The sequence below is a fragment of the Gluconacetobacter sp. genome, from assembly GCF_047721585.1.
Classification (GTDB): Bacteria; Pseudomonadota; Alphaproteobacteria; order Acetobacterales; family Acetobacteraceae; genus Gluconacetobacter; species Gluconacetobacter dulcium.
In genome coordinates this window covers 1-24,336 of the sequence record NZ_JBDNXE010000023.1, presented here as the reverse complement: position 1 = coordinate 24,336, position 24,336 = coordinate 1, and the positions used below count along the sequence as shown (strand labels likewise).

18 protein-coding genes are annotated in these 24,336 nt (G+C 63.4%); 4 read left to right on the top strand and 14 right to left on the bottom strand.

What is annotated here, in order from left to right:
* Positions 1 to 15 precede the first annotated feature (15 nt).
* From ABF821_RS06555 to gcl, 4 genes are all read right to left on the bottom strand, one after another.
* Positions 16 to 198, bottom strand: a complete 183-nt coding sequence (locus ABF821_RS06555) for a hypothetical protein (RefSeq protein ID WP_182975428.1) — start codon at positions 196 to 198, stop codon at positions 16 to 18.
* A gap of 30 nt (positions 199 to 228) precedes the next feature.
* Positions 229 to 1,128 carry a 2-hydroxy-3-oxopropionate reductase gene (locus ABF821_RS06550; protein ID WP_415529453.1) on the bottom strand — a complete coding sequence of 300 codons (900 nt, stop codon included), beginning with the start codon at positions 1,126 to 1,128 and terminating at the stop codon, positions 229 to 231.
* A 16-nt stretch (positions 1,129 to 1,144) separates the two neighbouring features.
* A complete protein-coding gene (gene hyi, locus ABF821_RS06545; RefSeq protein WP_415529452.1) occupies positions 1,145 to 1,957 on the bottom strand; it encodes a hydroxypyruvate isomerase in 813 nt (270 codons plus the stop codon).
* Positions 1,958 to 2,023: 66 nt separating this feature from the next.
* Positions 2,024 to 3,847 (bottom strand): glyoxylate carboligase, encoded by a 1,824-nt coding sequence (gene gcl, locus ABF821_RS06540; RefSeq protein ID WP_415529451.1) that lies wholly within the window; start codon positions 3,845 to 3,847, stop codon positions 2,024 to 2,026.
* A gap of 252 nt (positions 3,848 to 4,099) precedes the next feature.
* Between gcl and ABF821_RS06535 the strand changes: the two genes are divergently transcribed.
* A complete protein-coding gene (locus tag ABF821_RS06535) occupies positions 4,100 to 4,930 on the top strand; it encodes an IclR family transcriptional regulator domain-containing protein (RefSeq protein ID WP_259654883.1) in 831 nt (276 codons plus the stop codon).
* Positions 4,931 to 5,062: 132 nt separating this feature from the next.
* Here the strand turns inward: ABF821_RS06535 and ABF821_RS06530 are convergent, their stop codons facing one another.
* Together ABF821_RS06530 and ABF821_RS06525 are read right to left on the bottom strand one after the other, a co-directional pair.
* A complete protein-coding gene (locus ABF821_RS06530; RefSeq protein WP_183010392.1) occupies positions 5,063 to 5,413 on the bottom strand; it encodes a VOC family protein in 351 nt (116 codons plus the stop codon).
* 60 nt (positions 5,414 to 5,473) lie between these two features.
* Positions 5,474 to 6,199: a helix-turn-helix transcriptional regulator gene (locus ABF821_RS06525; protein WP_259654882.1), complete on the bottom strand. Its 726-nt coding sequence runs from the start codon at positions 6,197 to 6,199 to the stop codon at positions 5,474 to 5,476.
* Positions 6,200 to 6,265: 66 nt separating this feature from the next.
* Here ABF821_RS06525 and ABF821_RS06520 point away from each other — a divergent pair, with 66 nt between their 5' ends.
* Positions 6,266 to 6,820: a DUF4232 domain-containing protein gene (locus ABF821_RS06520; RefSeq protein ID WP_183010391.1), complete on the top strand. Its 555-nt coding sequence runs from the start codon at positions 6,266 to 6,268 to the stop codon at positions 6,818 to 6,820.
* A 258-nt stretch (positions 6,821 to 7,078) separates the two neighbouring features.
* Here the strand turns inward: ABF821_RS06520 and ABF821_RS06515 are convergent, their stop codons facing one another.
* The 6 genes from ABF821_RS06515 to ABF821_RS06490 form a co-directional block, all read right to left on the bottom strand.
* Entirely contained in the window at positions 7,079 to 9,727 is a 2,649-nt protein-coding gene (locus ABF821_RS06515; protein WP_415529450.1) for a M1 family metallopeptidase, read from the bottom strand.
* 285 nt (positions 9,728 to 10,012) lie between these two features.
* Positions 10,013 to 13,114 carry a TonB-dependent receptor plug domain-containing protein gene (locus ABF821_RS06510; RefSeq protein ID WP_375272933.1) on the bottom strand — a complete coding sequence of 1,034 codons (3,102 nt, stop codon included), beginning with the start codon at positions 13,112 to 13,114 and terminating at the stop codon, positions 10,013 to 10,015.
* 565 nt (positions 13,115 to 13,679) lie between these two features.
* Positions 13,680 to 16,946, bottom strand: coding sequence for a TonB-dependent receptor domain-containing protein (locus ABF821_RS06505; protein ID WP_183010389.1), 3,267 nt, complete (start codon positions 16,944 to 16,946; stop codon positions 13,680 to 13,682).
* A gap of 535 nt (positions 16,947 to 17,481) precedes the next feature.
* Positions 17,482 to 18,402: an EamA family transporter gene (locus ABF821_RS06500; protein ID WP_183010388.1), complete on the bottom strand. Its 921-nt coding sequence runs from the start codon at positions 18,400 to 18,402 to the stop codon at positions 17,482 to 17,484.
* A gap of 57 nt (positions 18,403 to 18,459) precedes the next feature.
* Complete coding sequence (gene parE / locus ABF821_RS06495; RefSeq protein ID WP_182975418.1) at positions 18,460 to 20,490, bottom strand: DNA topoisomerase IV subunit B; 2,031 nt, start codon at positions 20,488 to 20,490, stop codon at positions 18,460 to 18,462.
* An 85-nt stretch (positions 20,491 to 20,575) separates the two neighbouring features.
* Positions 20,576 to 21,127, bottom strand: a complete 552-nt coding sequence (locus ABF821_RS06490) for a hypothetical protein (RefSeq protein WP_415529448.1) — start codon at positions 21,125 to 21,127, stop codon at positions 20,576 to 20,578.
* 322 nt (positions 21,128 to 21,449) lie between these two features.
* Between ABF821_RS06490 and ABF821_RS06485 the strand changes: the two genes are divergently transcribed.
* Positions 21,450 to 21,995, top strand: coding sequence for a hypothetical protein (locus tag ABF821_RS06485; protein WP_310888993.1), 546 nt, complete (start codon positions 21,450 to 21,452; stop codon positions 21,993 to 21,995).
* 53 nt (positions 21,996 to 22,048) lie between these two features.
* Here ABF821_RS06485 and ABF821_RS06480 read toward each other — a convergent pair whose 3' ends face one another.
* Entirely contained in the window at positions 22,049 to 22,498 is a 450-nt protein-coding gene (locus tag ABF821_RS06480) for an RrF2 family transcriptional regulator (protein WP_182950942.1), read from the bottom strand.
* Positions 22,499 to 22,666: 168 nt separating this feature from the next.
* Here ABF821_RS06480 and cysK point away from each other — a divergent pair, with 168 nt between their 5' ends.
* On the top strand, positions 22,667 to 23,656 hold the full coding sequence (gene cysK / locus ABF821_RS06475) for a cysteine synthase A (protein WP_183010385.1): 990 nt from the start codon (positions 22,667 to 22,669) through the stop codon (positions 23,654 to 23,656).
* Positions 23,657 to 23,948: 292 nt separating this feature from the next.
* Here the strand turns inward: cysK and ABF821_RS06470 are convergent.
* On the bottom strand, positions 23,949 to 24,336 hold a 388-nt coding region (locus tag ABF821_RS06470; protein WP_415529447.1), incomplete at its 5' end, for an OmpA family protein.

Genomic DNA, 24,336 nt, shown 5'->3' with positions numbered 1-24,336 from the left:
CGGGGAGGCGTTGCCTCACTCGCGGTCGCGTTCTTGTTTCAAGAGATTTTTGGTGCCGATGATGTCGAATGATGTTGATGCGGTGATGGTGACGACATTGCCCACGCGCGGACGGTCTTCGATGCGGCCGCTTTCATCGGCCAGCCGGGTTGCTCCGGTAAATTGCGACTGTGGGCGACCGATGTCGCGGTGATTCAATCGGGCTCGCGTATCGGTGAAAGCCGCACCCTATGCGCACGTCGTTTTCTCGCCGATCTCGTGACAGGCGAGGCGTTCCAGCACGCGCACCATGCCGGAATGGTCCCAGGCTTCTCCGCCCGCCGCAACCGCCGCATTGAAAAGTTCCTGGCAGGTTGCCGTATTGGGCAGACTGACACCGAGGCTGCGGGCGCCCTGCAAGGCGAGATTGAGATCCTTCTGGTGCAGCGCGATGCGGAAACCCGGCGCGAAGTTCCGCTTCACCATGCGTTCGCCGTGCACTTCCAGGATACGGGAACTGGCGAAGCCGCCCATCAGTGCCTGGCGGACGCGCGCCGGGTCGGCGCCGGCCTTGGAGGCGAACAGGAGGGCCTCGCCCACGGCTTCGATGGTCAGGGCGACGATGATCTGGTTGGCAACCTTGGTGGTCTGGCCGTCACCATTTCCGCCGACCAGGGTAATGTTCTTTCCCATGCGTTCAAAAATCGGCTTCACTGTTTCAAATGCGGCATCCGGGCCTCCCACCATGATGGTGAGGCTCGCGGCTTTCGCTCCGACATCGCCGCCCGAGACCGGGGCATCGAGATAATCGCAGCCAAGCGCGTTGATGCGCCGGGCGAACGCCTTCGTCGCGATCGGCGAGATGCTGCTCATGTCCACCACGATCTTGCCGGGCGTGAGCCCCTCGGCGACGCCGTCGGGGCCGAACAGAACCTCTTCCACGTCGGGCGTATCGGGGACCATGGTGATGATGATGTCGGCCTGGCGGGCGACCTCGCTGCCGCTGCGACAGGCGCGGGCGCCCTTGTCGAGCAGTTCCTGCGGCGGGGTTCCGGTGTTTCGGATAAAAAGAGTATGGCCCGCGGTGACAAGATGGTCGGCCATGGGACGACCCATGATGCCAAGTCCGATGAATCCGATTTTACTCATGATCTTTTCCCGATTTTCAGGAGACATGCGACAGTGACGCGGCTGCGGGGGGCGGCGCGTCGGGTCGGAGCCAGTCCAGACCGGCCGTCGTCGTGGTCAGCGGCTTGTATTCGCAGCCGATCCAGCCGGTATAGCCGAGCCTGTCGATGTGCCGGAACAGGAAGCCGTAATTGATTTCGCCGGTGCCCGGCTCGTGGCGGCCAGGATTGTCGGCGAGCTGGATATGGCCGATGCGGGCGAAATGGGTCTCGATGGTGCGGGCAAGATCGCCCTCCATCACCTGTGCGTGATAAATGTCGTATTGCAGCTTGAGGTTCGCCGAGCCGACGGCCGCGATGATCTCCAGCGCGGGTGCCGTGCGGTCAACGAGAAAGCCGGGAATGTCCCGGCTGTTGACCGGTTCGAGCAGCAGGCCAATGCTGGCGGCCTCAAGCTTCTCTGCCGCATAACGCAGATTGTCGATCAGCGTTGCGCGGGCGGCCTCCGCCGGAACGCCGGTGGGCAGAATCCCGGCGAGGCAATTCACCTGGGGGCAGGATAGAGCCGTTGCATAGGCGATCGCACGATCGACGCCTGCCCGGAAGTCGGCTGTCCGGTCGGGATGGCAGCCGATGCCGCGCTCGCCAGCGCCCCAGTCGCCTGCCGGCAGGTTATGCAGGACAAGGCGCAGCCGATGCTTTTTCAGCAGGGCGGCGAGTTCCTGTTTGTCGAAATCATAGGGAAACAGGAATTCGACGGCCTCGAAGCCCGCCGCCCTGGCGGCGGCGAAGCGTTCGAGGAATGGCAGTTCGGTAAACAGCATGGTGAGGTTGGCGGCGAATTGAGGCATGAGACCCTCCCTGTTCACGAGAATCGTTCTTGTTCGGCGGAGGCGCGGAAGCCGGCTGTCGGCGGCCTAACGCACGTTCGAGGGCACGGGCTCCGCGACGCCGCGCTTATCTTCGCTTTCCCGGATCGACAGGTCGGGGTCGAGGCAGAGGATCTCCTCGAACTCGTTGACGCTGTCGATCTCTGTGCCCATGGCGATGTTGGTGACCCGCTCCAGGATGAATTCGAGCACGACAGGAACCTGATATTCGGCCATCAGTTCCTGGGCCCTGGCGAAGGCCGCCTTGAATTCATTCGCGGATTTGACGCGGAGTCCCTTGCAGCCGAGCCCTTCGGCAACGGCCACATGATCGACGCCGTAGCCGGGTACGGCGTCGCCTTCCGGCTTGGCGTTGATGTTTTCAAAGGCGAGGCTGACCTCGAAATCCATCTGGAAGGCGCGCTGGGCCTGCCGGATCAGGCCGAGATAGGAATTGTTCACGACAATATGCAGGAAGGGCAGCTTGTGCTGCGCCCCCACTGCCAGTTCCTCGATCATGAACTGGAAATCGTAGTCGCCGGAGAGCGCCACGATCTTCTTGTCGGGGTCGGCGGCGCGGACGCCGAGCGCGGCGGGCAGGGTCCAGCCCAGCGGCCCGGCCTGGCCGGAATTGATCCAGTTGCGCGGATTGTAAACGTGCAGGAACTGCGCGCCGGCGATCTGGGACAGGCCGATGGTCGTGACGTAGCAGGTATCGCGGTCCAGGATGTCGTTCATTTCCTGATAGACCCGCTGGGGTTTCAACGGCACCTGATCGAAATGGCTCCGGCGGAGCATGCTGTTCTTGCGGTGCAGGCATTGTTCGGCCCAACTGGCGCGGTCCTTGAGCGAACCATCCGCCTGCATCTCGCGGGCGACCTCGATGAACAGTTCGAGTGCGGCGCGGGCGTCGGAGACGATGCCGAAATCCGGCCCGAACACCCGGCCGATCTGCGTCGGTTCGATGTCGACATGCACGAAGGTTCGGCCTTTCGTGTAAACCTCGACGGACCCGGTATGGCGGTTGGCCCATCGGTTGCCGATGCCGAGCACGAAATCGGATTTCAGGAAGGTGGCGTTACCATAGCGGTGGCTGGTCTGAAGGCCGACCATGCCGGCCATCAGCGCGTGGTCGTCGGGGATCGTACCCCAACCCATCAGGGTCGGGATGACCGGTACGCCGGTGAGTTCGGCGAAGGTGACGAGAAGATCGCTGGCGTCGGCGCTGATGATGCCGCCGCCGGCGACGATCAGCGGCCGCTGCGATGCGTTGAGCATCTCGATGGCGCGCCGGGCCTGCTGCCGCGACGCGGCGGGTTTGTAGATCGGCAGCGGCTGGTAGGTCTCGATGTCGAACTCGATTTCGGCCATCTGCACGTCGATGGGCAGGTCGATCAGGACCGGGCCGGGACGACCCGAGCGCATCACATGAAAAGCCTGCTGGAAGACCATCGGGACCAGCGCCGGCTCGCGCACGCAGACCGCCCATTTCGCGACCGGCTTCGCGATGGATTCGATGTCGATCGCCTGGAAATCTTCCTTGTAGAGCCTCGCGCGGGGGGCCTGGCCCGTGATGCACAGAATGGGTACGGAATCGGCGGCCGCGGCGTAAATCCCCGTGATCATGTCGGTGCCGGCTGGTCCCGACGTGCCGATACAGACGCCGATATTGCCGGGCCGGGCGCGGGTGTAGCCGTCCGCCATGTGCGAGGCGCCCTCGACATGGCGTGCCAGAATATGACGGATCGTGCCGCGCCTGCGCAACGCGGCATAGAATGGGTTGATCGCGGCACCGGGCACGCCAAAGGCGGTTGCAATACCCTCCCGTTCCAGAACGAGGACAGCGGCGTCGACTGCGGTCATCTTGGGCACGTTACTCTCCCACGGCGTTTCGTTGTTGAACGCACTATGACAGGCCGGGATTTTTCGGTGGGATGATTTCCGCAATGTGGGAAAATAGAAAATAATCGTTATATTACAATATATTACATTATTCCGATACGATAAAATCAGGCTCTTTTTTCAGAAAAATGGAATTTTTTCCATATCGTGGGATAGAAGGCTCGCGTATCAATCATTTCAGGACGTTGAACGATACCGGCTCTGCCGGAGAGGGAGGGCGCCATGCCGCAGCGCACAGTCAGGAAGAGGGCTGCCCAACCGGGCCGGAACACAGCGACCTCACGCGGGAACGGCGATCAGGTTCAATCACTGATTCGTGCGTTGGGGCTGCTTAACCGGATCGCGGAAGCGCCCGATGGTGCTTCCCTGACCGATCTCGCACAGCAGGTCGGGCTACCCACTTCGACCGCGCATCGTTTGCTGACCACGCTGGAGCAGGAACGGTATGTGCGTTTCAATCATGAGCAGCGTCTGTGGACGGTGGGTGTCCAGGCGTTCGTAACGGGGTGTACCTTCACGAAAACGCGCAGCCTGGTCGCGCTCGCCCGGCCGCATATGCGCCATCTGATGGAGGAGGGGGGTGAAACCGTTAATCTCGCCATCGTGGACGAGGGGCAGGCGGTTTATCTGGCGCAGATCGAATGCAGCCAGATGATGCGTGTTTTCGCGCGGCCGGGAACCCGCGTACCGTTGCACTGCTCGGGCGTGGGAAAGGCGATACTCTCGGCAACGTCCGACAAATCCTTGTCCAGAATCCTGCATCAGCACGGGATGCCGCGCCTGACCGTCAAGACGATCACAGCACCGCTCCCCTTGCGCGAGGAACTCGAACGCGTGCGGGCCGTGGGGTATGCCGTCGACGACGAAGAGCATGCGGTGGGTCTGCGGTGCATTGCGGCGCCGATTTTTGACGAAACAGGCGATGTCGTCGCCGCCGTCTCCGCCTCCGGACCCATGGCCCGCATCGTCGAGGAAAGGATCGCGCCGCTTGGTGGGCTTGTTCTTGATGCCGCGCGGGCCATCTCGGCGGAAATGGGCGCGACATTGCGCTGAACCGTCCTGCGTCATGGGAGGGCGGGCGTGGGAGCCTGCTCCCCTCATGACGTGCATCATGCTGTCGAAACAGCCTTTGTAAAGTTGGGTGGTGAGGCAGGGTATTTCGCGGTCGAACCCGCCAGACCCCGCTTACTGTCCGGACGCTCGGAAGGCGCGGAGCCGATGGCCGTCCGGGTCCGTGATCAGGACATTGCGCCCGAAGCCCATATCCGTCGGGGGCTGGATGATCCTGTATCCGCGTTCGGCCCAGAGTGCATGGAGCGTATCGGGATCATCTGTCGTGAGGGTGATTTCACCATCCCGGCCCGGCGGTGTGACGGCATTCCGTTGCCAAAGGCCCAGATTGGCCCCGCCGGGCAGCGGGAAGAGGACGAAGCCGGGGGATTGCCGGACCGGTGCGACCCCGAGCAGTGCATGATAGAAGCGCGCACTGGTCGTGGGGTCGTCAACGTAGAGAATGGTGGACGCTGAGCGAAACATGAGCCGGTCTCCCGATTGTTGGAACGGCTTTTGCCTATCAGGCGCCTGTGACAGTTTCCGTCAGTAGGGCGTGTCGATCCCCGTGAGCGCGCGCCATTCGGCGAGCAGGATGCGCCGCCGTCTCGGATAACGCTCGCGGCCTGGGGTGACGGCCACGATGCGGTCCAGACGGAAATGCCGGAAATCGGCGCGCTTCTCGCACCATGCGGCCAGCACCTCGGCGGCTTCGAAGAAACCGATCGCAACGGGCCAGATCAGGCGTTCGGTCGTGTGCTCCTTCTTGTCCGTGTATCGCAGGTGCAATTTCGTCTCGTCGCGGATCGCCTGCCGGATGACCGCGAGGCAGGGCATCTCGTTCCGGCCGGCCGGTCCGGCGAGCATGCCGCTGGTTTCGACTTCTTCCCCGGGCGTATCGGGCAGGACAGCGGAAATCTTGGCGATTACATTGGCCGCCGCATGTTCCAGAATGTCGTCGCCCCGCTGGCGTACAAGGCGCAGGCCCAGAATCAATGCGTCCAGTTCGTCCCCGGTGAAGCGCAAGGGGGGCAGCAGGTAACCGGGCCGGAGCACGTAGCCGATGCCGGCCTCCCCTTCGATCGCGGCCCCCTGCGCGGTCAATGTCGCGATGTCCCGATAGACCGTGCGCACGGAGACACCCAGTTCGCCTGCGAGCGTGCCGGCCGTGACGGGATGACGGCGGCGGCGCAGGGCCTGAAGCAGGTCGAGCAGGCGACTGGCGCGGGACAGGGCGGTTTCCTCTCTGTGATGGTGGGCCGCCTGCCGCATGCTTGCTTCAGATGACGTGCTGTTTTTAGGCTGTCGGCTCGGTAAACGATAGGGAATGCTGAGGATATGATGGACGCGCGACGTGTGTGGCTTGCGGTTCTTTCGTCTTGCGCCGGGCTATTCGTCGCAGGCGTTCTGTCCGCTTCCGTGGTTCAAGCCGCGTCGGTACGGTCGTCCCAATGCCCGGTTTCGCAGCTCTCGCTCGGCTTCGATGACGAAGGGGGCGCATTCAACGGCATGTCGCAGAGCGGCACGCTGCTGGTGCTGCGGAATATCGGTCGCGCGCCGTGCCGGGTGCGGGCGCTGCCGCGCCTGCATTTTGAGGATACCGATGGTCGTGCAGTGGATGCGGTGCGCCGTGCGCCGCCTGGGATGCATCCTGGACCGGTCCTGTCATCGGTTCAGGTAATGCCCGGCGCGGCACTGACGGCGCGGCTGCATTGGGTCTCGGGTGACGTTTATGACGGTCACCATTGCATCTCGCCGGCCACTGCGGTGATTGACCTGCCCGGGGGCACGTTGCGGCAGTCCTTCGGGCGGCATATGTGCGCCCCGGCCGGTTCCGCGCGGTTCTTCGATCAGGCGCCGCTGCGGCCTGATACAGCACCCCCAGCGCAATAGGCCACAGGCCCCGTAGGCCGGGCGCGGATCGGTGCCGCGAGCGCGGTGGCTCAGGGCTGGGTTGCCCTGCGGGATTTGAAAGGGCGATGGAGAAAGGGCGCCGGGGCGTTGTTCGCGAAGTTATACGGACGAACAATGCCCCGGCGGCAGGCCGGGCCGCGATTGATCGCGCCCGGAGGGGGGATTGCCGGAGACGATCGTTTCAGGCTCCGCCGGCCTGAAACGATCGGTTGGGTGTTCCGGCGTTCCGGGTCGTGGTCAGTGCGAGAGGGCCGCCAGCCACGGGGTCAGGTCCGCCTGGGCGCGGGCCGCGATGGCGGCGTTGGCCGCGATCAGATCGGTGGCCTTGTGGGCCTCGATCCTGGCACCAGTCGATTCCGTGGCGGAGGAGTCGGCAGCCAATGCCTTCGAGACCTCGGGATTGATCGAGTACGACGCGATGGCCGGCAGCAGGGCGGATTGCGACCAGGGGGCCAGACGCGCGCGGATCTGCTTCTGCGTCTGCGGATCCTGCACCAGCGACCAGACGAGGTCGGGATTGTCGCTGGCGCTGGCGACGCGGGCGAGCGAGCGGGCGACGCGGCCGTTGGGAATGACGCCGCTATAGGCGATCTGCACGCTCTGGCGGATCAGCGCGGGATCATGCGCCCCGGCCATGGCGTTGAAGAAGCGCAGCTTGTCTTCGGTGCTGGTGGCCGCGTGCAGCTTCCTGACCAGGATGGCGTAGGTCGCGGCATCGGCATGCCGGCCGACGACCGAGGTGACGGGGTCGACCAGGCTGGGCGGCAGGCTGGCGGGGTTCTTCACGTAGGCGGCGAAGCGCTCCTGCGCGCCGCTGACGACCGCCGAGTCGTCGAACTGGCCCAGAGCCGAGATCACCTGCGGACGCAGCAGGGTATCGAGGAAGGATTCATCCGCGCGCGGCGTCCAGCCCAGGCGTGCCAGTTGCGGCCCCAGCAGGGCGCGGGCGAAGGCGTGGAAGGCGGGCCGCGACGGGCTGCCGCGCTCCATGGCGTCGAGATCCTTCAGGCGGCCGATCGTGTCCTGCCAGACGGCGATATTGTCCTCGTGCGTGGCCGGCAGGGCGGCAACCAGATTCAGCCAGGTCGAGAGCGGCGCCAGGCCGGCCTGGAACAGGGCGTACTGGTCGCCCAGCAGGTTGGCGCGATCCACGGGGCTCAACTGGCTGAAGACCTTGCCGAGTGCCGCCAGCGACGAGGCGTCATAGGCGACGCGGTAATAACCGTTCTCGCCCGGATTGGCCTTCAGCGCCAGGTCGCAGCCGGCGAAGGTCAGATGCGCCGGCTGTTCGGACGTCAGGATCACGCGCTGCGCGGTGACGCCCGGACCCGCGACGGTAACGGGGATGTTCCAGCGTGCGGGCAGCGGATGGGCGTCGCCGATGGAGAAGCGGCCCTCGGTCAGTGTCAGGGTCGTCTTGCCGGCTTCGCAGCGACGGCTCACGGTGACCAGCGGGATGCCCGGCTGCTCGGTGAAGCTGCGCGCGACCGTCGCCACGTCCTGATGCGAGACCTGCGACAGGGCGGCCCACAGGTCGGCGCTGGTGGTGTTGCCGTAGGCGTGGGCCTTCATGTAGGCGCGCATGCCGTCACGGAACACATCGGGACCCAGCCAGTCCTCGACCATGCGGATGACCTGCTCGCCTTTCTGGTAGCTGATCCGGTCGAAGGCGGTATTGGCCTCGCTGACGTCATGGATCACCTGCTGGATCGGATGGGTGGTCGGATGGGCATCCTGCGCCATCGCCTGCTCGCGATCGGCATGCTGGCGCGGCCACATCTGCCAGGTCGGGTTGAAATGGTCGGTGGCCTTGGTCTCCATCCAGGTGGCGAACCCTTCATTGAGCCAGATATTGTCCCACCAGCCCATCGTCACCAGGTCGCCCGACCATTGGTGGGCCATTTCATGCGCCACGACGATATAGACCGCTTCCTGAGTGGTCGGCGCGCTGGTCTTGGGATCGAACAGCAGGTCGTCGTCGATGAAGGTGATGGCGCCCCAGTTTTCCATCGCGCCGGCTTCGTAATTGCCGGGGATGGCGATCAGGTCCATCTTGGGCAACGGATAGTCGACGCCGAAATACTCATTGTAATAGGGCAGGATCTGCGACGCCGCGGTCAGGGCGTAGCGTCCTTTTTCCTGCTCGCCGGTGGGGGCGTAGACATTGATCGGCGTGTTGCCGCCCTTGCCGCTGACGGCCTTCATGTCGCCGGCCACCAGGGCCAGCAGATAGGTGGACATGCGGGGCGTCGTGCCGAAGACGACCTGTTTGGCATGCGCGCCGGCCGGCGTGGACGATTCGATCGGCATGTTGCTGATGGCGGTGAAGTCGGCAGGCAGGGTCGCCGTCAACTGGAACGTCGCCTTGAAGGCGGGCTCGTCCCAGCCGGGGAACATGCGGCGCGCATCCGCGACCTCGAACTGCGTCACCAGCATGCGGTGCTGCTTGCCGTTGGTGGTGCGGTAATCGTCGTAATAAATGCCGTTCGGCGTGGCGGGGATGGGGCCGCGATAAACGATCGCCAGCTTGTGCGCGCCCGTGGTCATGGGCTGCGGCAGGGTGAGCGTCGCGGTCTCGGCCTTGTCGTCCTGGGTGATTTTCGCCGGCGTGCCGTCGAGCGTTGCCGAGATCAGCGTCAGGCCCGCCTGGTTCAGCGTGATGCTGGCGGTGGGGGATGTGACATTGACGGCGATGTCTTCATGCCCCGTCAGGGCAAGGCGCTTCAGGTCGGTGACGATATTGATCCGGTAGGCGCTCGGCACAACGTCTTTCGGCAATTGTCCGGGTGCGTGCGCGAAATCGAAGGGGGCTTCGGCCAAGGCCGGCCGAGACAACAGGGCCGTACTCGCCAGCAGAAGCGTGGCGATGGCTGGTCTGAAATTCATATGGAAACTCCGGTTGTGAGGAACCAGCACATGGAATGGTCGGCAACGATTGTCCATCAGCGGGGGGATGGAGGCAAATCGCATGGGCTGTCGGACTAGCGTACGCGTGTCGCGACCAGACATGACCGGCGCATGCATACGGTGGACCTGTGACAATTGCTCGACGGTCAACGTCGTATGACGCCAGATTATCGTAGCGATAGAAAAAAGGCTGACCCCCAGTGTCGGAAGTCAGCCTTGAGACAGAAGGGACAGTTTGCTGCCATCCCTCATCTCTTCATTGCGTCACAGTTTGACGTTAACACCGAACTGGAAGGAGCGATAGATGATGCCCTTCTGAGACCATGAAGAATTGTAAAGGTAGGAGCCGTAGGTGGCGTAATCATAGGGCGCACGGAAGCCAAGCAGATTATAGACGTTGGCATAGACTGACCAACGAGGGCTGATCTGATAATTCACGGTCAGATCGACATCCCAATAGTTCTTAACATGGCATTGGGTGGAAGGTATCTGAGCCGCGCCCGTCAGAAGGCCGCAACTGGTGGCACCTGCATCGGCCGCGATGGTTTTGTAGCCGCTGGTATAATAGACCGTCGGCGTTACTGCCAGCTTGCGCCACATGAACGTATTGGCCCAGTTGGCCTTCCAGCGCGGGGTGCCGGAAGCCGAGGTGGTATTGTACGGGCCGATGGTCCCAGCAAATTCCTGGACCTCGCCGCCCGGTATCCCAATCGAGAACCGACGAACATAGGTCATTTCACCTTTGCTGTACCAGTTCACCTCATGCAGCACGCCAGGCAAACGGTGCGAGGCGGTGAAGCCGAGCTGAACACCGTCGGTGCGCATCCACGGCGTGTTGATGAAGCCGTAATTGATCAAGCCTGGCCGTGGCATTGCCGATGGGTTCGCGGCGTCAACAGCGTCCGGCGTCACCGTTATGCCGGGCGGGAGCGGTTGACCCGACACGTAATCATTGCTGATCAGAGTCGCGTTCTGACCGTACGGATTGCCCGTAATATAGTTCGACTTCTTGATGTAATAATAATCGGCGCTCAGGGTAATCCACGGCAGCGGCTTGATGACCGCGCCACCACTGAAGTTGGTCGCGATTTCCGGCTTCAGATTCGGGTTGCCGACCGAGTTCAGGCCAACACTATAGGTCTTAGTGTACGCGTCGTTGTTATGTTCAGCCAACCAGGCCGGGTTGGTGATGTTATTATTAATGTAGCCGACAGTCTGGCCACCCGTTTCTGAGAAGCTGGGGACGCGGAAACCACGCGAGAACGTGCCGCGTAGGGCAAACTGATCGACCGGTTTGAACACCAGATTGGCTTGCGGGGTGTAATGGCCATAGCCCGTGCCGGTGCTGGTCGAGTAATTATCATAGCGACCAGCCAGATCGGCTTTCAGCATCTTGTGGAACGGCAGGCCGAGTTCCCAGAAGCCGGATTCAACCCAACGGCTGCCCTGGGCGCTGACAGGGTTGATGGAAAAGTACTGGGCGCCAGGGTCGGCCAGATTGACCGGGTTGCCATTGGGAGCGTAGAGGGATTCCCAGCGGATATTGCCACCGATCGCGACATTCACCATGCCGCCCGGAAGGCGAAACAGGCCTTTGCTCCCCGTCATTTCGTAGGAATATTCCTGGGTCCGATCATGCACGACGTTTTTTGGTGCGATCGAATTCAGGACAGCCTGGGAGTTCTTGGACGGATCGACGAAGTTGTACGTGCCATTGGCGACAGCGTTCTCGATGCCGTCGATCGTCGGGAAGCCGGTATAGGTCTGTGCCAGCATCGAATTCATGCCGACGAAGTTGAAATCGTAATTCCAGTCCGATCCCCAGTTCGATGCCGCAGTGCCGTTATAGCGCATCGAACCGCGGAAGTTCTGGCTGTAGGCAACGGTTGTCGGAACCAGGTCACCGAACATGTAATACATGCTGGCGGCCTGGCCCTGAGCGGCGAACGGATCGTTCGGATTGAGCTGCCCATTGGGAAGAAGTGCCGGGATCAGCAGGTTGTTGGTGTTGGCCAGTTTGGCCTGGGTCTGCGCTTGCAGAAGCGCAGGCACTCCCCCGAGCGAGCCCGGTGCGGTCGTCGTTGTCTGCGAGTAGGTGAACATCGCAGTAAACTGGGAGCGCGGCGTGACATTGGCGGTAAAGTGAGCCGTTGCGTTGATGCGCTGAATCGACGGGCTGGTCTGGGCATATGCTTTGGTCGTGTCGATGCTGCAACCGCTGAAAGCACTGCCGCTACCGATATAGTTGGTGGAAGCGCCAAGTGTCCCGCTGGAAGCCGAACCGTATTTGCCGCAACCTGCGGAGGGGTTCAGCAGTTGATAACTGCCGACAACCTGGCCGCTGCTATTGACGGGAGCGACGATTGCCTGCGGGCTGCCGTAGCTGGCATTGGGATTGGCGCCGTTATAAATCCAGTTGCTGCCGCCGATGCCGGTCAGATCGGACGTGTTGTACGGGTAACCGAGGTCGCGGTTATATACAGCGTCGTCCTGCTGATATTCCGCGTTGATGTAGAAATTATATCCGTCACGCGCCAGATCACCATGGCCGTAGGTCGCGTACAGGCGCTGATGGCCTGCGATGCCGCGTTGGCTCAGACCGCCTTCGGCATTCCCTTCGAAACCCTTGATTTCCTTGCGGGTAATGAAGTTGATCACGCCGCCGACAGCATCGGCACCATACGTTGCGGAGCCGCCGTCTTCCTTCACGTCGATCCGTTCCATGATCGACTGAGGCATCCAGTTGGTATCGACGAAGTCACGTTCGCCGTCATCGGCCAGCGGGTAGTAGGACAGGCGCTGGCCGTCCATCAGAACCAGGGTTGAGTCGGTCGTCAGGCCGTGCAGCGAAGGCGCGGACGCACCCGTTGCGAAAGCACCGTTGGCACCGAACGCGTTTGTCAGGTTCCCTGAGCCGTTCGAGGAAAGCTGTTGCAGCGCGTCGGTCACTGTCTTGATGCCGCGGCGCTGCATGTCGCGCGACGTCAGTTCTTCGATCGGAGCCGCGCTGGAGGCGTTGGGATCGTGGAACAGGGTGCCCGTTACAACGACGTTTTCCGGCTCTGCCTCGGGGATCGTCGCGGAAGCCGCGTTCGCGAGGACTGAGGCGTTGCGTGAGGACGACGGAGCCATGGGGACCGCCGCGACCGGAGCGACGGGTGCTGCGACCGATACCGGCTTTGCGACTTTGGCGGCTTTGGTCGTGCGGGTGTGGTGCTTGGGAAGTGTCTGTGTCGCCCGCTCCGCACTCTGCGCGAAAGCGGAAGAATACATCATTCCGCTCATGGCCGTGAAGGCAAAGAGAAGAACATTCTTTTGGCGCTGGGTTGTTCGTGCGGTCGTCGGCCTTATCTGGCGATCGCCCATGAATTTCTCCCGATATTGATGTGAGGATTGATAAGCAAGTGTCTTGGTCGGCATTCGGCGCCAAAGGTGATGCCATGAGTTCAGGGCAGAGACGGAGGCAGGAATCCGATCGATTCCGGCGTCAATCTCTGCTCGGCCGCGTTTCATCCCTTTCTGGATTGTCGATAAGGACGATGCGTTCGTGGAACTCCCTGAGCAAATGTCATGTGCCTGTTGCAGGCGCGTTATCAAAAACTACACATGATCGGGATGATCCTGTCGACCGTCTGCGCAACAGATGTGACAGATTTCTTGCATTATGTTGCTACTGTGCAACAGGAAGTGTCGGACCGCCCACTTCATGATGCCATGCGGGCAGTGCACCGGGAGATGGGGGCGGCGGCCGAGCCCTGGGAACCATGGGCCTCGACGGCTGGGGGTGAAGGGCGGTTCCGCACCGCGCCTTCGTTGGTAGGGCAGATCGGCGGATATCGTTCCGCGAGGGTGCCCGACCGGGTATAACGAGCCGATCGGGCGAAAAAATCAGGCCATGCCCGACGGATGCCTCCGTCGGGGCGAGGTCCGGTCAGAAAGCCGCTGTCAGGGAAACCTGGAAGTTGCGGCCGATGATGGCGTCCATATAGCGATCATATGAGCTGCCGCTGATCTGGTAAGGATATTGCGGCCTGCCGTCGAAGACGTTGTTCATCATGAAGTTCGCCGTCCAATGCTTGGCGAACGTGTATTCAATGGTTGTATTGAAGGTAAACCATTGGGCGACTTTGTTGTGCTGGTATGTCGTATCCGACACGTTCAGGGCATATTTGGACGGACCGTAATAAAGGATCTGCCACTGGAAGAAGAGCGGCCCACGAACATAGTTCAGGTCTGCCGTGAAGCGGTCGTTCGGCGTGCCGAGGTCTCCCGATTCTTGATAGGTCGTACCCAGAAGGGTGCGTGTATTGTTGGCGTAGTGCGTGTAGTTGACCGAGCCTTGCAGCAGTCCGGCATCGTCCGGCAGGCCGAAGCGGCGCAGCGATACCGTATAGTGCAGGGCGGCCTGGAGCGCCTGCACATGCCGCGAGGCAATGTTATAGTAGCCTTCCTGAAATCCCGGCTGAATCTGATGATCGGTGCCGCGCGAGAAGGTGCTGCAATATTGATTGGGGTAGGTCGCGGAATCGTAGCATGCCTGCATCAACTGCCCGAGGGTGAGCGAGGTGATTTCGTTGCTCAGCTTGATGTCGTTGAAGTCGGCCGTCAGTTCCAGCCCACGCGCGAAGTGCGGTGTGAACATAAAGCCGCCGGTGAAGGAATCCGCGACCTCGTTCCTCAGGTGCGGATTGCCGCCGGACACGCCCTTCTGGGTGAAGTTGACAATGTTGGAATTGAAACCGGTAGCGGGCACGCCTGCTGCCTCGCAATTGGCCATGCGCGTCGCGGGATTCGGCCCGGTATTGATGAACTGGCTGGAGCAGGGATCGTCACCCAGATCGAACACCGTGCCTTGCGGCGCAAACAGTTCAGTCACGGCCGGCGCGCGGAGCGAGCGCGTATAATTGCCACGGAACGTAATGTCACGAACCGGCGAATAGGCGCCGCCGGCGGTCCACGTCCAGAAGCCGCCCGTTATGCTGTTATGGACGTAGCGCGCATCGGCTTCGATGGACGCGTTGAAGACGCCGGGAATCTGCATGCTCGGATTGACGAGCGGCACGGACAGGGTGCCGAAGGCTTCATGGGTTTCGTAGGAGCCCACCACCGGTGTCATCACCGCCGAACCGCCCCACGGATCACGCGAGCCGTCTGGCTGGAGCTGGCCGAGGTTATAGGCGCCCGGATTGAAGTTGAAGCTTTCCCGACGGTGTTCATAACCGATCGCATAGCGGATGTCGCCCGCCGGCAGCTTGACCACGGTGCTCTTGACTTCGCCCAGTACGTCGAACTGCGAATTGATCTGCTTCGTGCGGGTACGGGCCATCACATAATTGGCCGCGTCCTGAGACGCCTGTCCCTGGCCGAAGACATTCAGCGGAGAACAGGTAGGGTTCACTGTTGCGATGCCGGCAGACGTATAGCCCGGTGCGCAGATGATCGAGCCGTCGGCGGCGGTGACCGCATTGATCGCGTTATAATAGTTCTGCGTCACGATCTGGGGCTGGTCGGTGGTGCTGATGTTCTTGCCGTATTCCGGCGTGACATCCCAGTCAAAATGCCGACCAGCGAAATTGAAGTCACCGGCCAGCGTGCCGACAAAGCGGAACATCTGGTTGTTGGTCGTGAAATATCCCGCGCCGATATCCTGGTTGGCGCGTGCCATATAGAAGCTGTCGGTGGGCAGACCCTGGGCAGCGAGTGCCGATTTGATGGTGTTCTGTTCGCCGGCCGTCAGGAACGGATTGTTGGTGCTCAGCACCAGATCACCGTTGGCGGTACCGTCGGTCGTGCTGCCCGTCATGGCATCGCCGAATAGGGCGGTATTATAATAGCCCTGCGCTGCCGTGTTGAAGCTGTCGCTCTGCTGATACCATTCTTCAAGAGACAGCTTGAGGTGGTCCGTGATCTGATAGTGATTGAGGCCGGTCAGATTGAGACGATGCTGGCCTGTGATGAGGTTACTGTAATTGTTGATCGGAAAGCCGTTGCCGTTCACGCCGGTCAACTGGTCGCCGTTGGCCTGCTTGAACGTCAGTGGAACCAGGCTCCTGCCATCCTGGCTGAAAATCAGAGGCTGACCCGCCGCGTTTGTCAGACTGGCATAAGGCTGGCCGTTCAGCGTGGGATATGAATCGATGCCCAGGGGCATGCCTGTCGTCGTGAATTCGAGATAGCGGCGCGAGCCATCTCGCAAGACGTACTTGAAAGGAGAATTGTCCGCGGCGGACGCCTGTCCGTAGGACATGCGATCGTCGCCATTGCCGACCGAGTTTGCCCGCTGTGCGTTCGTCATGGGCAACGTGTCGGTATATTCCAGATTGAAGACGATGCCGCCGCGATCGTGATCGAAATGGTGGCCGGCCGTGAAGGCGATATGGGCCGAGCCGTAATCCTCGCGCTGGCTGAAGCCACCCTGCGCGTTGAGTTTGACGCCCTGGAAATCGTCATCGAGAATATAGTTGACGACACCTGCGATGGCGTCCGACCCATAAGCCGGGGCGCCGCCAACGGTCTTGCGTTCGACACGCTTGACCAGCGACACGGGCAGTGTCGACATATCGACCGGAGATCCGGCGACCGCGCCGAAGAGCGACGATGATGCGCCCGAAACAAAACGATGGCCGTTGACCAGTGTCAGCGTTCGCTGGGAACCCATCCCGAGCATGCTGGCAAAGAACTGTCCGGCCCCGAACGATCCCTGCTGGCCCGCCGTGCTGTTGTCGGGCGAACTGAAGGCCGTGTCCTCACGCAGCAGGGCCGTGCCCAGGTTGGTATAGCCGCGGGCCGAGAGCTGCGCGGCATCGACGCTATAGCTGGGCGCGATGTCGTTGATCGCTTTATGCGCGAGACGCGAACCCGTGACCACGATCTGTTCCTGATCAACGCTCAGTCCGGACGTATCCGTGCTGGCCTGCGCCAGAGTCTGGGCCTTCACGGGCACGGGCACGGTGGCGGCAACGGGCGTGGTTGCGGTAGCCCGGACTGTCCGCACGCCGGTCGTAGTGACGGGAGCGCGATGCACTTTTGCCGTGTGTGCGACCTTGTGCTTCGTTTTACCGCTCTGCGTGGTGTCCGCGGCGTGAGCCTCTCTGATCGCGGGGAGTATCAGTGCGGCGGTTGCGACACCGGCCAGCAGAAGGCTGTTCTTGCGACGGAAGGCGCGTGCGGTCGTCTGCTTTATCTGGCGATCGCCCATGAATTTCTCCAGAAGGGTTAACGTGAAAATCGGTAAGCGAGTGTCTTGACAAGTATTCGGCGCCAAAAGCCATGCCACATCATCCGAACGGAGAATTTCCGGAAATCATGAGGACTCCGATATAATTCCAGTGATCGGCCACGTTTCATCCTGTTCCGGACTTCCGGAGATTGCGATGTCGCGTAGAACTCCCTTGACATGTGTAATTGCCTAGTTACGGCGCGTTAATAAAAGTTACACATGATCGTAACGGGCTTGTCGACCGCTTGCGGGGTGCTTGTTACAGATTCTTTGCGTTCTGTTGCCCATCTGCAACATGGGTGCCCATCAATATTCGCAAGGGTCGTGTTCAACGAAGAGGAAATATTAGAAATTCGTAAATTCAATTTTATTATTCGGTAAAATTCAGCAGACAACTTTTTTTTGATGGGTTTGGCTGTTCTCTTTGACAGCCCTGAGCGCGGGATGCCGTGAATGTGATATTCCTGCCACGCTGTCTGTCGGAGCCGATCACTCGCCGCGCATGCGGCGCCTGTCATATCTCGGGCAGTGTCGCCGCCGTTTGGGCGCCTGGGGATTGGGTCAGGACGCCCGTGATCGAACTCAGGACGATGCACAGAATCCCGGCCCATTGCGCGAGGGCCAGATGCTCGCCCAGCAGCAGCATGCCGGTGATGGTGGCGAGTGCCGGGTCCAGGCTGGTCAGGAGGCCGAACTGGCGCGGATGGAGCCGCTTCATGGCCAGCATCTCCAGCGTGTAGGGCAGGGCGGAAGACAGGACGGCGACGCCGCAGGCCAGAAAGGCGGCGTGGGGATGGACGATGGCGACCGGCAGCGTCGCGAACATCAGCGGCGTGACCAGCGCCGCGCCCACGGCCTGGCCCAGCGCCGTCGCGCGCGCGGCGTCGATGCGCCGGCTGACCCGGCTGCCCGTCACGATATAGGCGGCCCAGGCCAGGGCGGCCATCAGTCCGTAGGCCACGCCCAGCAGGTCGAGCGGATGACCGGCCAGGGCCGCGCCCGGTTGCAGCAGCAGATACAGCCCGCCGGCGATCAGTGGGCAGACCAGCAGTTCGCGCGCGCGGCGCGCTCCGGACAGGGAGAGGGTCAGCGGCCCCAGAAATTCGATGGCGACCGCCACGCCCAGGGGCATGCGCTCCAGGGAGAGATAGAACCCCATGTTCATGATGCCGATCGAGGCACCATACCAGAAAATCAGTTTCAGGGTCGCCCGGTCGGGTGCCGCGCGCCACGGGCGCACCAGGATGCCCAGCACGATGGCGGCGATCCATAGCCGCAGGCTGACCGTGCCCAGCGGCCCGAAGACGGGAAACAGCAGCTTGGCGAAAGATCCGCCCACCTGGAACGAAAACATGCCTGTCACGACCAGCAGCATGCCGATGGCTGGATCATACAGCCGTTCGCCGCCAGCCATGGGCGGCCTGGGGGCACTCATCGCCGGTTTTGGGGCATGGCGGCGGGACTGGCGGCGCGTATCGGGACGGGCAAGGGGTCAGACGTCCAGTTCTTCGACCAGGCGGGCATGTTCCTGAATGAACTGGAAGCGCGACTCGGCTTTTCGGCCCATCAGTTGCTCGACCCGGTCGCTGGTCAGCGCGCGGTCTTCGGGCCGGGTGACGACTTGCAGCAGCGTGCGCTTCTTCGGGTCCATCGTCGTCTGTTTCAGGTCGCCCGGCGGCATTTCGCCAAGGCCCTTGAAGCGTGAGATCTCGACCTTGGCGTTCGGCTTGAAATCCGATTTCAGCTTTCGCTCGCGGTCGGCATCGTCCATCGCATAGACCGTCCTGCCGCCCTGGGTCAGGCGGTAGAGCGGCGGCTGTGCCAGATAGACATGCCCCCGGCGGATCAGTTCGGGCAGTTCGCGGTAGAAGAAGGTCATCAGCAGCGACGCGATGTGCGCGCCGTCCACGTCGGCGTCGGTCATGATGATGACGCGCCCGTAGCGCAGGCGCGTGGCGTCGAACCGGTCGCCGATGCCGCAGCCCAGGGCCTCGACCAGATCGCGGAGTTCCTGATTGGCGCGCAGCTTTTCGGTCGAGGCGCTGGCGACGTTCAGGATCTTGCCGCGCAGGGGCAGCACCGCCTGGGTTTCGCGGTTGCGGGCCTGCTTGGCCGAGCCGCCGGCGGAATCGCCCTCGACCAGGAAGATTTCGGTCTCGGCCGCGTTCTCGCGCGTGCAGTCGGTCAGCTTGCCCGGCAGGCGCAGGCGTCTTGTGGCGCTCTTGCGCGGGGTGTCCTTGAGGTCCTTGCGGCGCAGCCGTTCTTCGGCGCGTTCGATGATGAAGGCCAGCAGGTTGTCCGCCTGCGCGGGGTGGCCGGCCAGCCATTGCTCGAACCGGTCCCGCAGCGCGGTTTCGACCAGGCGGCCGGCCTCGGGCGAGGTCAGTTTTTCCTTGGTCTGGCCCTGGAACTGCGGATCGCGGATGAAGACCGACAGCTTGGCGGCGATGATGCCCATGATGTCGTCGGCCGCGATGGCCGAGGCGCGGCGGTTCGACCGCTGCTCGCCCCACGCCCGGAAGCCCTTGAGCAGCGCGGTGCGGAACCCGGCCTCGTGCGTGCCGCCCTGCGGGGTGGGGATGGTGTTGCAGTAGGACGCGAGCGTGGACGACCCCGATTCCAGGAACGCCACCGCCCATTCCATCCGGCCGGTCTCGGCGCCGTCCGGCCCCACCGGCAGGTCGGCGTCGCCGGACCACATCTCGGCCAGCAGCGCGGCCGAGCCCAGCTCGTCGCGCAGGCTGTCGGCCACGCCGCCGGGGAAATGCAGCACGGCTTCGGCGGGAATGGCGTCGTCACGGATCAGCGCCGGGTCGCAGGCCCAGCGGATGGTCACGCCGCGATACAGGTACGCCTTGGACCGGCACAGCTTATACAGGCGCGCGGGCGAGAAATGGAGCCGCCCGAAGATCTGCGGGTCGGGGGTGAAGCGGATCTGGGTGCCGCGCCGGTTCTGGGTCGGCCCTACCTTTTCCAGCGTCGTGACCGGATGGCCGCGTTCGTAGGCCTGGCGCCACAGGGTGCGGTCGCGTGCGACCTCGACCTCCATCCGCGCGGCCAGGGCGTTGACCACCGACGACCCCACGCCGTGCAGGCCGCCCGAGGTCGCATAGGCCTTGCCGGAGAATTTCCCGCCCGCATGCAGCGTGGTCAGGATGACTTCCAGGGCCGAGCGGTCCTTGAATTTGGGGTGGGGATCGACCGGGATGCCGCGCCCGTTGTCGCGGATGGTCAGCCAGTCGCCGGCTTCCAGAGAGACATCAATGGTGGTGGCGTGGCCGGCCACCGCCTCGTCCATCGCATTGTCCAGGATCTCGGCGGCGAGATGATGATACGCGCCCTCGTCCGTGCCGCCGATATACATGCCGGGCCGACGCCGGACGGGCTCCAGCCCTTCCAGCACCTCGATCGCGCTGGCGTCGTACGCCTCGGCCGCGTTGGCCGGAGCCGGCACGGCGGCCTCGGTCGGGCGGGGGCGAGGCTCCCGCTTCGGGCGCGGCGCGGAAAAGAGATCGTCGTTCATGGACTGTTCTTTGTTCCGCAGCCCTGTTCCCTGTCAAGCAGGCGCGTGCCCAGGGTCACGCGCCGTGCCCTGGACGTGCCGGGTGTCAGCTCCGGGTGGCGCGGGTGGTGTGGGCGGCGCGGGCGCGCGCGCGGCTGCGGATTTCGGTATGCAGTGCGCGCTCGGGCGCGGCGCAGGTTTCGTATGACGCCGGCTGGATGATGTCCTTGGCCTGGGCATAGCGCGAAAGGTCCTGCGCGCTTTCCAGCACCGCGACCTCGTCGAACATCGCCGCGCGCTGGTTGCAGAAGGCGGTGCCGGCCTTCAGCCCGCGCTCGGACTGCACGTTGGCAAGCTGGGTGATGTAGTCGTCATGCTCGCGCTGGGCGCCGCGGCCGTAGGTGGTGCGGAAATAGGCGTTCAGCGCCCCTTCCTCGTCCAGCAGCTTGGGGCGGAAGCGCGTGACGAAGGCATTGTAGCGGTCCTGCATGTTGCACGACAGGGCCGTGACCATCAGCTCGCTTTTCAGGCCCTGCACGTCGAAGGCCTCATGCGCGGGCGAGGACGTGCAGGCGCCGGCGGCGAGCGCGGCCTGACCGTTCACGAGCCCGGCAAGGGCCAGACCGGCGATTGCGGCACGCCAAATGGGAAACGTCATGATAGGGTTTCTCCCGACCGACCGGAAAGCTGCGCCGGGTTGTCGTCGATGACATGAACCGGCATGTGAACTGGGCTTGCTAGGCTTCTATAATGGCAGCATAACCCTGACCAGAGCGTTGGCAATCAAATTTTGGGGTCGCGACCGGTCGCCGTATCATGGCGCGTTCCGTGGCCCCGTGCCATCGGTGGATTGCCGATCCCTGGGGATCGGATAGGGTCTTTGTATGCATCCCGGTCGTGCTCTAGAGCGTTGCCGGGACGATTCGCGGCCGCGTCTGGGGCGTGCCGGTTTCTTGAGCGAGCGGAGTTGACGAGTGCGCGTGCGACTGTCTTCTGCAATTCTGGTGGCGGCGACAGCCGTGCTGGCCGGATGTCAAAACAAGCCTGTGCTCCAGGTGGCAGGTCCTCCCGATCCGTTCGGCTACATGAAGCGTTCGGCGGTCTGTCAGGTCAGCCCCGTCAAGGCGTCCGAACCGGCCAGGAAGGCGACGACGATGTCGGTGCGCAGCGATGACGGCAATTGCGTCGTGCTGCTTCAGGATGGGGAACATGCCTACACGTCGTTCGGCGTCGCGCCGGCTCCGGAGCACGGCAAGGTCTTCCTGTATAATCACAACGATCATACGGTTGTGATGTACACGCCTAACACAGCCTATGCCGGGCCGGACCATTTCGGCGTGACGCTGATCCGTGGCCCCGGCCAGCCGCGCGACACGCTGGATGTGGCGGCGACGGTCGATGCGACAGGTGTGGTGGTGCCGACCCCCATGATCACCGCGCCGACTCCGGCCGCTGCCGCTGCGAAGAGCACGACCAAGAGCACGGGCAAGACGGCGACCAGGCGTCGCGCCAAGACCACGCATTAACGGGATGGGCGGGGGTCTGTGCCCCCGCCCGTTTCCGCGCTACGCGCGGAAAATCAGATCGAAAAGGTGATCGGCTCGGCCAGCGGGCGGCGCATGCCGCTGGATTCGGCCCTGTGGACCAGATCGTCGAGCGTCAGCTTGCGGCACTGGGCCGACACCGTGTCGTCCAGCTTCTGCCAGCACGGATCGATGACGCGGGTGAAAAGCTGGCCCATCGGCCCGTCATCGGACGACGAATCGTCGGCGGTCGCGACTTCGACGATGTCGGCTACGGTGATGTCGCGCCGCGGGCGCCCCAACCGATAGCCGCCGCGCGGCCCGCGCACGCTTTCCAGCAGGCTGGAGCGCGACAATGTCTGGAGCAGCGGTTCGATCCCCCGTCGGGCCAGGCCGGCGCGCTCGGCGATGTCGGCGGCGCTGACGGTGCCGGTGCGTCCGGCATGGAAGGCGACGTCGAGCATGATGAGCACCGCGATCATGGCCCTGTCACGCCGAAGCAGCATTCCCGATTTCCCCTGCAATTCATGGTGCGTCCGACGGCCGGATGCCCGTTGGGTGTGAAGCTAGCAGGATCGGCGCCGATGATCCACGCTTCTGTTTGGTGTGATGATGGATTATGTCAGCTATTACGATTAAATCTGCGTCAATGCGTTGAGGGGAAGGAACGACCCATGGATCATTCAGGGACGGCGGACGGCCATCTGGGCCTGGCCGGGCCGCGGGGCCGCGTGTACGACTCGATCGTGGATACGGTCGGCGGCACGCCGCTGGTCGCCTTGCCGCGCCTGATGCGGGAGGACGAGGTGGCCTGCCGGGTCCTGATGAAGCTGGAATTTTTCAACCCGTTGGGGTCGGTCAAGGACCGGATCGGGGCGGCCATGGTGCTGGCCGCCGAGCAGCGGGGCGACATCACGCCGGGCCGCACCGTCCTGGTCGAGCCGACATCGGGCAATACCGGTATTTCACTGGCGTTCGTCGCGGTTGCGCGGGGGTACCGGCTGATCGTGACCATGCCCGAGGGAGCCTCGATGGAGCGGCGCAAGATGCTGCGTCTGCTGGACGCGGAATTGCAATTGACCCCTTCGCGGCTTGGAATGGCCGGTGCCATCGCCCGGGCCGAGGACATCGTGAAGAAAACGCCGCATGCCTGGATGCCGCGCCAGTTCGAAAACGCGGACAATCCGACGATCCACGCCCTGACCACCGCCGAGGAAATCTGGACCGACACCGCCGGCGCGGTCGATATCGTGGTGGCCGGCGTGGGGACCGGGGGCACCGCCAGCGGCATCGCCCATGCCCTGAAGCCCCGCAAACCGGGGCTCGCGGTCTATGGCGTGGAACCGGTGGAAAGCGCGATCCTGAACGGGGACGAGGCGGGGCCGCACGGTATCCAGGGGATCGGCCCCGGCTTCTGCCCCCGCACGCTGGATCTGCCGGCGCTGGACGGCGTGCTGACGGTGTCGGAGCGCGAGGCGATCGCGGCCGCGCGGCGGTGTGCGCGGCTGGATGGCGTGCCGGTGGGGATTTCGTCGGGCGCCGCGCTGCATGCGGCGTTGAAGCTGGCGGAACTGCCCGAACATGCGGGCAAGACGATCGTGGTCATCGCCCCCTCCTTCGCCGAACGCTATCTTTCCACATCCCTCTTCACCGGCCTCGCCTGACGTTCAGGCCCGTAAACGCGCGCTGGTGGCGATCCGGCGCGCGTTTCCTGTGCACCGGTGCTCACGGCCATTGAGGCCGCTCCGCTTCGGTGCTCGGAAACACACGACGGGCGCGGCCCTGCGGGCCGCTCTCGCTCACCAGCCCACGTTTCCGGGCCTGAACGGCGCAGCGTAGAACGAACAGGGGCCAAGGGGCCGACTGGCCCCTTGCGGGTTCGGGCGGAGGTGGCAAAGGTTCCATCGGCCGAAACGGCCGAGGGAAAGCCAACGGAGGGGGAGCCCGACCTGGACCTTATTTCAGGATGATCTCGACGCGCCGGTTCTGCGGTTCGCGGGTGTTCGGGCCGGTGGGAACCAGCGGGTGGTCTTCGCCGAAGCCGTGGATGTCGATGGCGGTGCCGGGCACGCCGTCGCGGATCAGTTCGGCCTGCACCGCCTGGGCGCGGCGGAGGGACAGCGCCATGTTGTAGTGCGCGCCGCGCGGGCCGGGATGGGCGGCGGAATTGTCCGTGTAGCCGTTGACCTCGATCCGCGTGGTCTGGGTGTGGGTCGATGCCTGGGCGGCGGTGGACACGATGGCCCGCGCGCGGTCGGAGAGGCCGGATTTGTCCCAGTCGAAGAACACCAGATAGGTGCGGGTCTGCGCGGGGGCGGGGGCCGCCGGCTCCACGGCGGGGGGA

What these genes read in the sequence shown, in the direction of transcription:
- ABF821_RS06500 (WP_183010388.1), bottom strand. Translation starts at nt 18,402, where the DNA reads ATGAGTGCCCCCAGGCCGCCCATGGCTGGCGGCGAACGGCTGTATGAT.
- ABF821_RS06525 (WP_259654882.1), bottom strand. Translation starts at nt 6,199, where the DNA reads ATGCGGCAGGCGGCCCACCATCACAGAGAGGAAACCGCCCTGTCCCGC.
- ABF821_RS06505 (WP_183010389.1), bottom strand. Translation starts at nt 16,946, where the DNA reads ATGGGCGATCGCCAGATAAAGCAGACGACCGCACGCGCCTTCCGTCGC.
- ABF821_RS06480 (WP_182950942.1), bottom strand. Translation starts at nt 22,498, where the DNA reads ATGCTGCTTCGGCGTGACAGGGCCATGATCGCGGTGCTCATCATGCTC.
- parE (WP_182975418.1), bottom strand. Translation starts at nt 20,490, where the DNA reads ATGAACGACGATCTCTTTTCCGCGCCGCGCCCGAAGCGGGAGCCTCGC.
- ABF821_RS06535 (WP_259654883.1), top strand. Translation starts at nt 4,100, where the DNA reads ATGCCGCAGCGCACAGTCAGGAAGAGGGCTGCCCAACCGGGCCGGAAC.
- ABF821_RS06550 (WP_415529453.1), bottom strand. Translation starts at nt 1,128, where the DNA reads ATGAGTAAAATCGGATTCATCGGACTTGGCATCATGGGTCGTCCCATG.
- ABF821_RS06530 (WP_183010392.1), bottom strand. Translation starts at nt 5,413, where the DNA reads ATGTTTCGCTCAGCGTCCACCATTCTCTACGTTGACGACCCCACGACC.
- ABF821_RS06520 (WP_183010391.1), top strand. Translation starts at nt 6,266, where the DNA reads ATGATGGACGCGCGACGTGTGTGGCTTGCGGTTCTTTCGTCTTGCGCC.
- ABF821_RS06490 (WP_415529448.1), bottom strand. Translation starts at nt 21,127, where the DNA reads ATGACGTTTCCCATTTGGCGTGCCGCAATCGCCGGTCTGGCCCTTGCC.
- ABF821_RS06510 (WP_375272933.1), bottom strand. Translation starts at nt 13,114, where the DNA reads ATGGGCGATCGCCAGATAAGGCCGACGACCGCACGAACAACCCAGCGC.
- ABF821_RS06515 (WP_415529450.1), bottom strand. Translation starts at nt 9,727, where the DNA reads ATGAATTTCAGACCAGCCATCGCCACGCTTCTGCTGGCGAGTACGGCC.
- hyi (WP_415529452.1), bottom strand. Translation starts at nt 1,957, where the DNA reads ATGCCTCAATTCGCCGCCAACCTCACCATGCTGTTTACCGAACTGCCA.
- cysK (WP_183010385.1), top strand. Translation starts at nt 22,667, where the DNA reads ATGGATCATTCAGGGACGGCGGACGGCCATCTGGGCCTGGCCGGGCCG.